Below are 11,786 nucleotides of genomic sequence, written 5' to 3'. Positions count from 1 at the left end.
GGGACGCACAGGCCGGTGTCAGCCGGCGCTCTTGCGCGGCGCGCGCTTGGCCGCCGCAGTCGTCGTCTTTTTCTTCGCCGCCGGACGGGACTTGGCTGCAGGCTTGGCGGCAGCCTTTGCGGCGGCGGGCTTGCGCTCGCCCGACATGGTCTTCATGCCCTTGGCGGCAAACTGGCTGGCCATGCCGGTGGCCGTCTTCAGGGCCTCCTTGGCCAGGCCGGTGGCCATGTTCTTGGTGGTGTCGAGCGCGGTCTGCTTGGCCGCATCCTTCATGGCGTTGGCCGCGATCTGCTGGAACTGGCCGGTGAGCGCGCCCCACCACTGCAGCGGGTCGACCACGGAGGCCTGGGGTGCAGCCGCCGCCTTGGCCTTTTTCGCCTTGGGGGCCGCCGCCTTGGCCGGTGCGGGCTCCTCGGGCGCGTCGTCCTCTTCTTCCTCGTCCTTCGCGCGGCCCGTGACGCGTGCGGCAGCACCGGCCACGGCCTCGGCCGCGCCACTCACGGTGTCGGCCGCTTTCTGCACGCCGCTCATCACGGTGTCGGCCGTCTTGAGCTTGAAGGCATTGGCCACATCACCCATGCTGAAGTTCATGCCCTTCAGGGTGGCCAGGGTCATCTTCTGCACCTCCAGCGCCTGGATGGTGGCGGCCAGCGCCCGCGAGTTCTGCTCCAGCCAGAACTGCACGGCCTTGAGTTCCTCGATGCGCTTTTCAAGCTCTTCGACGCTGATGGTCGGTGCCACCCAGTTGGACAGGTTGGGCAATTGCGGGATGCTGTTGGTCGCACCCTTGGCCAGGCTCTGCAGGAAATCAAAGCCGGGGACGAATTTGCCGAAACCGAAGTTGGATGTGTCGCTCATGGCCGCTCCGCAAGAGGTGGGGGTCTGTGGTGGTGCCACAGCTTACCCCAATGACTGAGAACCTGTTCAAAGTCTTTTAGTAGCCGCGCAAGTCCCTTTTCGGGATGGGATGCAAGGCGCGGGGTGCAGTTGATAGCTCAGCTATCAACAAGCGCCGCAACGCCGCAGACCGCCCGAAAAGGCACTTGCCCGAAGGGTTGGAGTGAAATCGGGCGATTGGACGCCCCGGCTGCTTGCATGGGCATGAGCCCATGCGGCGCATCCGAAGCATCCACTCATCCCGATTGCACTCCAACGCGGCTGCTAAAAGACTTTGAACAGGTTCTACGGCTTGCGATGGCAGCCAGGCCCCCAGGGATTAGTGTTTGTGCCCATGCGCGTGCGCTGGCGCACCCGCAGGAGCGCCGGGCGCACTGGTGGCCACGGGCACGGTCAGTTCGAGCTTGCTGTCCACGCCCTTGGCGTCCTTGAAGCTCAGCGTGAGCGGCACGGAGCCGTCCTTGGCCAGGGGGGCCTTGAGGTCCAGCAGCATGATGTGAAAGCCCCCGGGCTTGAGTTCCACGGCCTTGCCGGCAGGCAGCTCCAGCACGGGCACGGCACGCATGCGCATCACGTCGCCGTCGAGCTTCATCTCATGCACCTCGGTCACGCCGGCGGCGGGCGAGGACGCCCCCACCAGGCGCGCGCCCTGCGGGGCGGTGAGCGTCATGAAGGCGCCGGTGCCCTTCTGGCCGGGCACGCTGGCACGGGCCCAGGCGCCATCGACCTTCACAGCGGCGGGGGCCTGGGCCCACGCAGCACCGGCGAGCAGGGTCGACAGTGCCAGGCCGGCAAGGGTATGCATGCGGAACATCATGGGGAAAACTCCTGAAAACGGGAAAGAGGGCCGCGCCCCCGGGGATCGCAAAACCAGCCCAGGAGGGCGCCTTGCGTCATCTGCGCGACGCGGCGCAGTCTGCCACGCCCCTAATATCCACACAAAAGGACACTGGAAGGAGACTACCCCATGCTCACCCTCTGCGGCTTTTCGGCCAGCAACTACTACAACAAGGTCAAGCTCGCCTTGCTCGAAAAGGGCGTGCCCTTCACCGAGGAACTGGCCTGGATCGGCGAGACCGACCGCAGCGCCAGCCCGCTGGGCAAGGTGCCCTACCTGCGCACGCCGAACGGCACGCTGTGCGAGTCGGCCGTGATAGCCGACTACATCGAATCGGCCTACCCCGAACACCCGCTGATCCCGGCCGACCCGCTGGCCGCCGGAAAGGTGCGCGAGCTGATCACCTTCATGGAGCTGCACCTGGAGCTGGTGGCACGCAACCTCTACCCCCAGGCCTTCTTTGGCGGCACGGTGAGCGAAGCGGCCCGCGAGAAAGTGGGCCTCCAGCTGGCCAAGAACATCGCGGCCTTCGCCCAGCTCACCAAGTTCGCGCCCTACATCGGCGGCGACCACTTCACCGCGGCGGACTGCGCGGCCATCGTGCACCTGCCGCTGGTGTCGTCGGCCACCAAGATCATCTACGGGCGCGACTTCCTGGCCGAGCTGCCGGTGCGCGAGTACCTCACGCGCATGAACGAACGCCCCCACGTGGCGCGCGTGAATGCCGACCGCAAGACCAACACGGCTGAAATGCTGGCCAGGCCGAAAGGCTGACGTCGCCAAGGGCGCGCGCATCGGCTGCTATCCTGGGCCGATGCACAGTCTTTTCCATCTCGCCTTCAACGTCACCGACCTCGACGAGGCCCGCCGCTTCTATGGCGGCGTGCTGGGCTGCCGCGAAGGCCGCAGCACCGACACCTGGGTCGATTTCGATTTCTTCGGCCACCAGATCTCGCTGCACCTGGGCACGCCGTTCACCAGCGCCGCCACCGGCCATGTGGGCGAGCACCTGGTGCCCATGCCGCACTTCGGCGCCATCCTCGAGCTGCCGGCCTGGAAGGCCGTGGCCGAGCGCCTGAAGGCCGCCGGCACGCAGTTCGTGCTCGCGCCGCAGGTGCGCTTCGAGGGCGAGCCCGGCGAGCAATGGACGATGTTCTTTTACGACCCGAGCGGCAACCCGATCGAAATGAAGGGCTTCCGGTCCATGGAGCAGGTGTACGCGGCCTGATCGGCCCTGCTCCTGGCCAGACGCAGGGGCGGCAGCCACCGCCCCTGGCCCTTTCAACGCCGCTGCATCAGCGGCATGCTTCCCAGTGCGAACACCGAGTTGGGCACGCCCAGGCCCGCCAGGCGCGGCTTGGGCTTGGCCGTGGGCACGGCGCGGGCGCGCTGCGGCGCCGGCTCGCCGGACTCCACCACCACGCCACGCGCCAGCTCCTGCGTCACCAGTTCCGCCAGCGTCACGGACTGCAGGTACTCCATCACGCGGCTGTTGAAGGTGATCCACAGCTCGCCCGTCATGGCCTTCATCTGCGCCGCCTGGCCCTGGGCCAAGCTCTGGGTGTCGTCACCCTTGAGGTTTTCCACCGCCAGGATGATGTCGGCCACGGACACCTGGTCCGCACGGCGTGCCAGCGTGTAGCCGCCGCCGGGGCCGCGCGTGCTGTCCACCAGCCCGGCGCGCCGCAGCGCGCTGAACAGCTGCTCCAGGTAGGACAACGAAGTGCCCTGGCGTGCACTGATGGTCGACAGTGCCACAGGACGCATTTGCTGGCGCAGCGCGAGATCGGTCATGGCCGAAACGGCGAGCTGCCCTCGTGTAGTGATGCGCATCATTGACTCCTTGTGAACGTTGCATGGCCAGGTTTCGGTGCCCGGAATGGGCGTGGCGCGATCTGTCCATGTACGTACTCTAGGGATATTGACACTTCGCGTATATTCGATTTATTGAGATTTTTTCTTCGTTTTTTACGAAGTATTGGATTGCCATGAATTTCAAGCACCTGCGCTACTTCTGGACCACGGCCAAGGCGGGCGGCATCATGCGCGCGGGCGAGCAGCTCAACACCACGCCGCAGACGCTGTCGGGCCAGATCAAGCAGCTCGAGGAATGGCTGGGGCACGACCTGTTCAAGAAGCGCGGCCGGGGCCTGGAGCTGACCAGCGAGGGCCGCGTGGCGCTGGGCTATGCCGAGCAGATCTTTGCACTGGGCGACGAGCTCGAAAAATCCATCCGCCTGGCCCGCGGGCAATCGCGGCCGCTGGAGTTCCGCGTGGGCGTGGCGGACTCGGTGGCCAAGTCGGTCGCCTACCGCCTGCTGGAGCCGGCCCTGGGCCTGGCCGAGCAGGTGCACATGACCTGCCACGAGGGCAAGTTCCCCGAGCTGGTGGCACAGTTGAGCCTGCACCGGCTGGACCTGGTGCTGGCCGACGAGCCGGTCTCCAAGAAGATCGGCGTCAAGGCCTTCAACCATGCGCTGGGCAGCAGCGGCATGAGCTTTTTCAGCGCCCCGGCGCTGCGCCGCCAGCTCGACGGGGCGTTTCCGCAATGCCTGCACGGCGCGCCCATGCTGATCCAGGGGCCGCAGTCTTCGGTGCGCCAGCAGCTGGACCACTGGTTCAACAAGCACCACCTGCAACCGCGCCTGGTGGGCGAGTTCGACGACAGTGCGCTCATGAACGCCTTCGGCCGCGAGGGGCGCGGCGTGTTCACCTCGCCGACCGTGCTGGAGGAAGAGACCCGGGCCCAGTTCGGCGTGGAGGTGATCGGCCGCTCGGGGGAGTTGGTGGAGGAGTTCTTCGCGATCTCGGTGGAGCGGCGCATCAGCCACCCCTGCGTGGCGGCCATCACCAAGGCGGCGCGCTCCGACCTCTTTGCAGGGTAGAAAGCCCCCCTGAGCCGCTTCGCGTCTTCCCCCCAGGGGGACGCTCCCAGCGCAGACGCTGGATACGCCGCCTTCGCGGCGGGGCGGCCCTTGCGCGGGAGCGCTGGCCCAGATCGCGCCAGTTTCCTGAGCCTGGAGCCAGTGCCACGCTGCCTCTACATCAAGCCGCTACCTGCACCTGGCGCGCGTAGGGCAGCGGCGCCACCGCGCCATAGCCTTGCACGGCCAGCGCAGCCGCCGCGTTGGCATAGCGCGCCGCGGTGAACACGTCGTCGCCCTGGGCCAGGCGGGCCAGCAGGTTGCCGCAGAAGCAGTCGCCCGCGCCCGTGGCGTCCACGGGGGTGACGCGCAGGCCTGGGATGCGTTCCCTGCGCTGGCCGTCGCTCGCCAGAGCCCCTTCGGCACCGAGCTTGAGCACCACCGTGGCAGCACCGCGCGCATGGCCCCAGTCGACGATGGCATCGGGGTCGGCGAGGCCGGTCAGGGCCTGCATGTCCTCCAGGCTGGGCAGGAAGATGTCACACAGCGAGACCGCCTGTGCGATGCAGGCCTGGGCACGCGCCAGCGGCCAGAGCTTCAGGCGCAGGTTGGAATCGAAGGCCACCCGGGTGCCGGCCTCGCGCGCCAGGCGCATGGCCTCGAAGGCGGTGTCGCAGGCCTGCGGCGAAATGGCCAGCGAAATGCCCGAGAGGTGCAGGATGCGCGCGGCGCGCAGCACGGCCGCCGGCTCGCCGGCCAGCCACTGCGGCGTCATGCGGCTGGCCGCCGAGCCGGCGCGCAGGTAGCTGAACTCGTGCCCATGTGCCCCGTGCGTGACGAAGTAGATGCCCGTGGGGTGCTCGCCATCGCTCTGCACGCCGCGCACGTCCACGCCCTCGGTGCGCCACAGCGCGGCCAGGGCCTGGCCGAAGCTGTCCTGCCCGATGCGCGTGAGGTAGGCCACGCGGGCACCGGCGCGCGCCGCGGCGATGGCGGCGTTGCTGGTGTCGCCACCGAAGCCGCGCAGGTACTGCGGCTGGCCGGGGTGGACCTGGTTGAACTCGACCATGGCCTCGCCCAGCGCGGCCACGTCGAAGGCTTTGCCCACAGAGGGTGCGCGGTGCTCAGGCACGGGGCTTGTAGGCGGTGACGTCGATCTCGACCTTGGCGTCGATCATGAGGCGCGACTCCACCGTGGAGCGTGCCGGGCGGTGGTCGCCGAAGCACTCCATGTAGACGCGGTTGAAGCTGCCGAAGTCGCGCGCATCGGCCAGCCAGACGCCGACCTTGGCGACATCGGCCAGGGTGCAATCGGCCAGGGCCAGGGCGTCCTTGACGCGCTGGAACACCTGGCGCGTCTGCGCCTCGATGCCGCCGACGATGACCTGGCCCTGGTCGTCGGTGGGCACCTGGCCCGAGACAAAGACGAAGTCGCCGGCGCGCGTGGCGGGCGACAGGGGCCGCGCCTGGCGGTCGGAGGCGATGGGGGACTGGCCCAGCAGTTCTACGTGGCTCATGCAAGCTCCTTGTGTAAATTATTTACATCAAACATCCGAAAAAACCCGTTTGACTTTCACAAAAGGGTAATCTACGATGAAAAATGTAATGTTATTACTTATGGAGCCACGATGCAATCCTCATCCATCCGCGATTGGTTGACGCCCGGAATGCCTGTCCAGGCCGCCCGGCGCAGTGTTCTGGGCCTGGCCGCCAGTGCGGCCGTGCTCGTGGCCCTGGGGTCGGGCGCGCCCGCCCAGGCGGCCCCCGCCAAGGGCGGCGCGGCCAACCTGGCCATGGTCGGCGAGCCCCAGGGGCTGGACCCCATGGTGAGCACGGCCGACCTGGTCGGCACCATCATGCAGCACGTCTACGAGCCGCTGTACACCTTCGACGCGAACTGGGCCGTGGCGCCCATGCTGGCCGAAGGCCTGCCCACCGTCTCCAAGGACGGGCTGACCTACACCATCGCGCTGCGCAAGGAGGTCAAGCTGCACAACGGCCGCGACCTGAACGCCGAGGACGTGGTGGCCTCGCTGCAGCGCTGGATGGAGCTGTCGCCCCGCGGCAAATCGGTGGCCAAGGAAGTGGCCTCGCTCACGGCCAAGGGCCCGCTGTCGGTGGAACTCAAGCTCAAGGCCCCCTATGCCCCGCTGCTGGCCCAGCTGGCCCTGCCCAGCGGCATGGCGGCCATCATGGCCAAGGAGAGCATTGCGCCGCAGCTCAAGGACTTCGTCGGCACCGGCCCCTACAAGTTCAAGGAACGCCGCCCCGACCAGTTCACGGTGCTGGTGCGCCACGACACCTACAGCGCACGCAAGGAGGCACCGAGCGGCTACGCCGGCCGCCGCGAGGCCCTGCTCGACGAGCTGCGCTTCGTGCCCGTGCCCAATGCCAACACGCGCGTGGAAGGCGCGCTCTCGGGCCAGTTCCAGTACGCCGACCTGCTGCCCGTGGAGGCCGCAGGCCGCATCGAGAAGGGCGCGCCGGCCGTGGTGCCCATCGTGACCAAGAACTTCGGTTTCCCCTACATCGTCTTCAACACCAAGGAAGGCGTGCTGGCCGCGCAGCCGCTGCGGCGCGCGGTGCAGACCGCCGTGGGCGCGGGCGAGCTGATGGCTGCGGGCTTTGGCGACAACCGCTTCTTCGTGGTGGAGCCCAACTTCTTTCCCAAGGGCACGCCTTACTACGCCGATGCCGGCAGCAAGCTCTACAACGAGCGCAACCCGCAGGCCGCCAAGGACCAGGCAGCCAAGGCCGGCTACAACGGCCAGCCGGTGCGCATCATGGCCAGCCGGCAGTACGAGTTCCACTACAACATGGCGCTGGTGATGTCCGAGCAACTCAAGAAGGCCGGTTTCAAGACCGAGCTGCAGGTGGTGGACTGGGCCACGCTGGTACAGCGGCGCAACGACGCCAAGCTGTGGGATGTGTACTTCACGCACTCGGGCCTGTTCCCCGAACCCATGCTCTCGCCACCGCAACTCGGTGACGGTGCGCCGGGCTGGTGGGACTCCCCGGCCAAGAAGTCTGCGCTCGCGGCCTTCAACCAGGAGACCAATGTCGCCAAGCGCGGGCCGCTGTGGGGCGCGGTGCAGCAGGTGGTGTACGACGAGGTGCCCTTCATCGAAGTCGGCAAGTTCAACGGCCTGTCGGCGCGCTCGGCCAAGCTCGAGGGCTACACGCCAGCGATCTGGCCCTTCTTCTGGAACACGGGCCTGGCCAAGTAAGCCGGCCCCTCTGCACGAAGGTTCGTTGCCATGCGTTTTCTGATGACCCGCCTGGGCGGTGCCCTGGTGGTGCTGGCCCTCGTCGCGGTGCTGGTGTTCGCGCTCACGCGCCTGGCCTCGGGCGACCCGGTGGCGCTGCTGCTGGGCGACCAGGCCACGGCTGCCGACATCGCCGCGGCGCGCGTGCAGTATGGGCTGGACAAGCCCCTGCCCACGCAGTTCGCGCTCTGGGTGGGCGAGCTGCTGCAGGGCAACCTGGGCCAGTCCATCTTTCTGCAGCGCCCGGTGGCGCAGGCGCTGCTGGAGCGCGCCGAGCCCACGCTGTTCCTCGCGCTGTTCGCGGTGGGCATCGCGGCGCTGATCGGCATCCCCTGCGGCATGGCGGCGGCCATCTGGCGCGGCAGCCCGGGCGACCAGGCCCTGAGCGGCGTGGCCATGCTGGGCGCCAGCGTGCCCAGCTTCTGGCTGGGGCTGATCCTGATCCAGTTGTTCGCGGTCAAGCTCGGCTGGTTTCCGGCCTCGGGCTATGGCGATCCTTCGTCGCCGCTGGCCGAGCGCCTGTCGCACCTCTTGCTGCCGGCGCTGGTGCTGGGGCTGCTGAACTCGGCGCTGATCATCCGCTTCACGCGCGCCTCGATGCTCGACATCCTGGGCGAGGACTATGTGCGCACGGCGCGTGCCAAGGGCCTGGCCGAGCGCACCGTGATGGTCAAGCATGTGCTGCGCAATGCGCTGGTGCCCATCGTCACGGTGCTGGGCCTGACGCTGGCGCTGATGATCGGCGGCACCGTGGTGACGGAGACGGTGTTCAACCTGCCCGGCGTGGGCAACCTGGTGGTGCGCGCCGTGCTGCGCCGCGACTACCCGGTGATCCAGGGCACGCTGCTGGTCATCGCGGCGATCTACGTGTTCATCAACCTGGCCATCGATTTTCTGTACACGCTGGTCGATCCGCGCATCCGGCTGGAGGGCAAGTGACATGTGGCAACGCCTGATTCGCAATCTCCGGGACTACTGGCTGCCGCTGGCGCGCCGCCTGTTCGCACGCAAGGTGGTGCTGGCCTCGGCCATCGTGCTGGCGCTGGTGGTCGTGGTGGCCACGGTGTTCCCCTGGGTGTCGGATGCCGACCCCAACGCCATCTCGATCAGCGAGCGCCTGAACGCGCCTTCGGCCGCGCACTGGGCCGGCACCGACGAGCTCGGGCGCGACGTGATGCTGCGCATCGTGCACGGTGCGCGCTATTCGCTGCTGATCGGCGGGCTCACCGCCGCGGGGGCCGTGCTGTTGGGCACGCTGCTGGGCATGTTTGCGGGCTTCTTTCGGCGCCTGGACGCGCCGCTGATGCGCGTGGTGGACGCGATGATGTCCTTCCCCGACATCCTGCTGGGCATCGCGCTGGTGTCCATCCTGGGCGCCTCGCTGTGGAACGTGATGCTGGCGCTGGTGATCGTCTACACGCCGCGCGTGGCACGCGTGGTGCGCGCCAGCACCCTGGTGCTGCGCGAGCTGCTGTTCGTGGACGCGGCGCGCGCCCTGGGCGTGCGCACGCCGCGCATCTTGCTCAAGCACATCCTGCCCAACCTGGTCTCGCCCATCCTGGTGCAGGTGACCTTCATCTTCGCCTACGCCATCCTGGCCGAGGCGGGCCTGTCCTTCCTGGGCGTGGGCGTGCCGCCCGACATTCCCACCTGGGGCACCATGATCGCGGGCAGCCTGGAGTCGGCCGACCGCGCGTTCTGGACCATCCTCTACCCGGGTCTGGCCATCGTGTTCACCGCCTTGTCGCTGCAGATGCTGGGCGATGGCGTGCGCGACCTGCTCGACCCCAAGCTCAAGAAGGCCGCATGAGCCTCTTTCACCGACCCACGCAAGCGCCCGCCCCTGGCGAGCGCGTTACGAAGGCACCCACCCCATGACCACCCCCACGGCTGCCCGGCTCGAAGTGCTAGGCCTGTCCACCTCGTTCGCCACCGACGCCGGCCGCATCCAGAGCGTGGCCGACGTGTCCTTTGCCATCCACCCGGGCCAGACGCTGGCGCTGGTCGGTGAATCGGGCTCGGGCAAATCCGTCACCAGCCTGTCGCTGATGGGCCTGCATGCCAAGACCTCGCAGGCGCGGGTCGACGGCCAGGCCTGGTTCACCCGGCGCGACGGCCGGCGCGTGGACCTGCTGGCCCTGCCCGAGGCCGAGCGCCGCGCGCTGCGCGGCAACGAGATCGCGATGATCTTCCAGGAGCCCATGACCAGCCTGAACCCGGTGCTCACCGTGGGCGAGCAGATCGCCGAATCGGTGCGCCTGCACCTGAAGCTCGACCGCAAGGCCGCCCTGGCCCATGCCCAGCGCATGCTGGAGCTGGTGGAGATACCGGCCGCGAAGCAGCGCGTGCACGAGTACCCGCACCAGCTCTCGGGCGGCATGCGCCAGCGCGTGATGATCGCGCTGGCCATGGCCTGCAACCCCACGTTGCTGATTGCCGACGAGCCCACCACCGCCCTGGACGTGACCATCCAGGCGCAGATCCTGGCGCTCATGGGCCGGCTGCAGAAGGAGACGGGCATGAGCATGCTGTTCGTGACCCACAACCTGGGCGTGGTGGCGCAGTACGCCGACGCCGTGGCCGTGATGTACGCGGGCCGCATCGTCGAGTCGGCCCCGGTGCACGATCTGTTCGCCCAGCCCGAGCACCCTTACACGCGCGGCCTGCTGGCCTGCCTGCCCGGCGTGGCCAGGCGCCATGCCACCGCCGTGGCCGGGCAGCGCCCCCATCTGGTGGCCATACCGGGCCAGGTGTCGAGCCCGCTCGCGCCGCCGCCGGGCTGCGCCTTCGCTCCGCGCTGCGAGCGCCGCATCGCGGCCTGCGATGCGCGCATGCCCGCCCTGTCCGACGGCAGCGGCACCGAGGCCGGGCGCCGCGTACGCTGCATCCGCGTGGGCGAGACCAGCGTGCAGGAGGTGGCCGCATGAACGCCGTTGCCATGGCGCCAGCTCCTGGCGACAACCTCATCGAGGTGCGCGGACTGCGCAAATACTTCGGCAGCGGCACGCACCCGGTGCGCGCGGTGGACGATGTGAGCTTTGCCATCCGGCGCGGCGAGACGCTGGGCCTGGTGGGCGAATCGGGCTCGGGCAAGAGCACCATCGGCCGCCTGCTGACCCGCCTGGTGGACCCGACGGCGGGCCAGATGCTCTACCACGGCGGGGAGGCCGGTGGGCAGGACCTGGCCGGCATGAGCCAGGGCCAGTTCCGCCCGCTGCGCTCCAAGATCCAGATCATCTTCCAGGACCCGTACGCGAGCCTGAACCCGCGCATGCGCATCCGCGAAGTGCTGGGCGAGGCGCTCGATACGCACGGGCAGGCGCGCGGCGCGGCACGCCTGCCGCGCATCCACGAGCTGCTGACCCAGGTGGGCCTCAGGCCCGAGCACGCGGACCGCTTTCCGCACGAGTTCTCGGGCGGGCAGCGCCAGCGCATCGGCATTGCGCGCGCGCTGGCCGTGCAGCCGAACTTCATCGTGGCGGACGAGCCGCTGTCGGCGCTGGACGTGTCGATCCAGGCCCAGGTGGTGAACCTGCTGGGCGATCTCAAGGAACAGCTGGGCCTGACCCTGCTGTTCATCTCGCACGACCTGGACGTGGTGGAGTACCTGTGCGACCGTGTGGTGGTGCTGTACCTGGGCCGGGTGATGGAGATCGCGCCCACCAGCGCGCTGTACGCCAACCCCGCCCATCCCTACACACGCGCGCTGCTCGCGGCCGCGCCCATCCCCGACCCGGCGCAGCGGCGTACCATTCCGCTGCTGCAGGGCGACCTGCCCAGCCCCGCCAACCCGCCTTCGGGCTGCGTGTTCCGCACACGCTGCCCGCACGCGGTGGCCGAATGCGCCAGCGCCGACATGGCCCTGCGCCCCGTGGGTGCCGAGCACTGGAAGGCCTGCTGGCGCGATGACATCTGACTGTG

The 11,786-nt window shown here is 68.6% G+C and carries 13 protein-coding genes; 8 read left to right on the top strand and 5 right to left on the bottom strand.

Going from position 1 to position 11,786, the window contains the following annotated elements; translation table 11 throughout:
• Nucleotides 1–18: 18 nt before the first annotated feature.
• Together HNP48_RS20100 and HNP48_RS20095 are read right to left on the bottom strand one after the other, a co-directional pair.
• Nucleotides 19–858: a PhaM family polyhydroxyalkanoate granule multifunctional regulatory protein gene (locus HNP48_RS20100; RefSeq protein WP_184860313.1), complete on the bottom strand. Its 840-nt coding sequence runs from the start codon at nucleotides 856–858 to the stop codon at nucleotides 19–21.
• Nucleotides 859–1,216: 358 nt separating this feature from the next.
• Nucleotides 1,217–1,714, bottom strand: coding sequence for a copper chaperone PCu(A)C (locus HNP48_RS20095; RefSeq protein WP_409362572.1), 498 nt, complete (start codon nucleotides 1,712–1,714; stop codon nucleotides 1,217–1,219).
• Between the two features lie 150 nt (nucleotides 1,715–1,864).
• Between HNP48_RS20095 and HNP48_RS20090 the strand changes: the two genes are divergently transcribed.
• Entirely contained in the window at nucleotides 1,865–2,509 is a 645-nt protein-coding gene (locus HNP48_RS20090; RefSeq protein WP_184860311.1) for a glutathione S-transferase, read from the top strand.
• Nucleotides 2,510–2,549: 40 nt separating this feature from the next.
• Complete coding sequence (locus HNP48_RS20085; protein ID WP_184860309.1) at nucleotides 2,550–2,963, top strand: VOC family protein; 414 nt, start codon at nucleotides 2,550–2,552, stop codon at nucleotides 2,961–2,963.
• A gap of 53 nt (nucleotides 2,964–3,016) precedes the next feature.
• Here HNP48_RS20085 and HNP48_RS20080 read toward each other — a convergent pair whose 3' ends face one another.
• Nucleotides 3,017–3,568: an Rrf2 family transcriptional regulator gene (locus HNP48_RS20080; protein ID WP_184860307.1), complete on the bottom strand. Its 552-nt coding sequence runs from the start codon at nucleotides 3,566–3,568 to the stop codon at nucleotides 3,017–3,019.
• A gap of 155 nt (nucleotides 3,569–3,723) precedes the next feature.
• Between HNP48_RS20080 and nhaR the strand changes: the two genes are divergently transcribed.
• Complete coding sequence (gene nhaR / locus HNP48_RS20075; RefSeq protein WP_184860305.1) at nucleotides 3,724–4,620, top strand: transcriptional activator NhaR; 897 nt, start codon at nucleotides 3,724–3,726, stop codon at nucleotides 4,618–4,620.
• A 160-nt stretch (nucleotides 4,621–4,780) separates the two neighbouring features.
• Here nhaR and HNP48_RS20070 read toward each other — a convergent pair whose 3' ends face one another.
• Together HNP48_RS20070 and HNP48_RS20065 are read right to left on the bottom strand one after the other, a co-directional pair.
• Nucleotides 4,781–5,731 carry a sugar kinase gene (locus HNP48_RS20070; protein ID WP_184860303.1) on the bottom strand — a complete coding sequence of 317 codons (951 nt, stop codon included), beginning with the start codon at nucleotides 5,729–5,731 and terminating at the stop codon, nucleotides 4,781–4,783.
• A complete protein-coding gene (locus HNP48_RS20065; RefSeq protein WP_184860301.1) occupies nucleotides 5,724–6,116 on the bottom strand; it encodes a RidA family protein in 393 nt (130 codons plus the stop codon). Before HNP48_RS20065 ends, HNP48_RS20070 begins: the two co-directional genes overlap by 8 nt.
• A 111-nt stretch (nucleotides 6,117–6,227) precedes the next feature.
• Here HNP48_RS20065 and HNP48_RS20060 point away from each other — a divergent pair, with 111 nt between their 5' ends.
• The 5 genes from HNP48_RS20060 (at nucleotide 6,228) to HNP48_RS20040 (ending at nucleotide 11,781) form a co-directional block, all read left to right on the top strand.
• The gene (locus HNP48_RS20060) at nucleotides 6,228–7,826 is read left to right on the top strand and encodes an ABC transporter substrate-binding protein (protein WP_184860299.1); all 1,599 of its coding nucleotides are present in this window, start codon (nucleotides 6,228–6,230) and stop codon (nucleotides 7,824–7,826) included.
• 30 nt (nucleotides 7,827–7,856) lie between these two features.
• Nucleotides 7,857–8,804, top strand: a complete 948-nt coding sequence (locus tag HNP48_RS20055; protein ID WP_184860297.1) for an ABC transporter permease — start codon at nucleotides 7,857–7,859, stop codon at nucleotides 8,802–8,804.
• 1 nt (nucleotide 8,805) lies between these two features.
• Nucleotides 8,806–9,675: an ABC transporter permease gene (locus HNP48_RS20050; protein ID WP_184860295.1), complete on the top strand. Its 870-nt coding sequence runs from the start codon at nucleotides 8,806–8,808 to the stop codon at nucleotides 9,673–9,675.
• A 64-nt stretch (nucleotides 9,676–9,739) separates the two neighbouring features.
• Nucleotides 9,740–10,792, top strand: coding sequence for an ABC transporter ATP-binding protein (locus HNP48_RS20045; protein WP_184860293.1), 1,053 nt, complete (start codon nucleotides 9,740–9,742; stop codon nucleotides 10,790–10,792).
• Nucleotides 10,789–11,781 carry an ABC transporter ATP-binding protein gene (locus tag HNP48_RS20040; protein ID WP_184860291.1) on the top strand — a complete coding sequence of 331 codons (993 nt, stop codon included), beginning with the start codon at nucleotides 10,789–10,791 and terminating at the stop codon, nucleotides 11,779–11,781. Before HNP48_RS20045 ends, HNP48_RS20040 begins: the two co-directional genes overlap by 4 nt.
• Nucleotides 11,782–11,786 lie beyond the last annotated feature (5 nt).

It is taken from the genome of Acidovorax soli (assembly GCF_014207955.1).
Taxonomy (GTDB): Bacteria; Pseudomonadota; Gammaproteobacteria; order Burkholderiales; family Burkholderiaceae_C; genus Acidovorax; species Acidovorax soli_A.
This window is presented reverse-complemented; position numbering and strand designations above follow the sequence as displayed.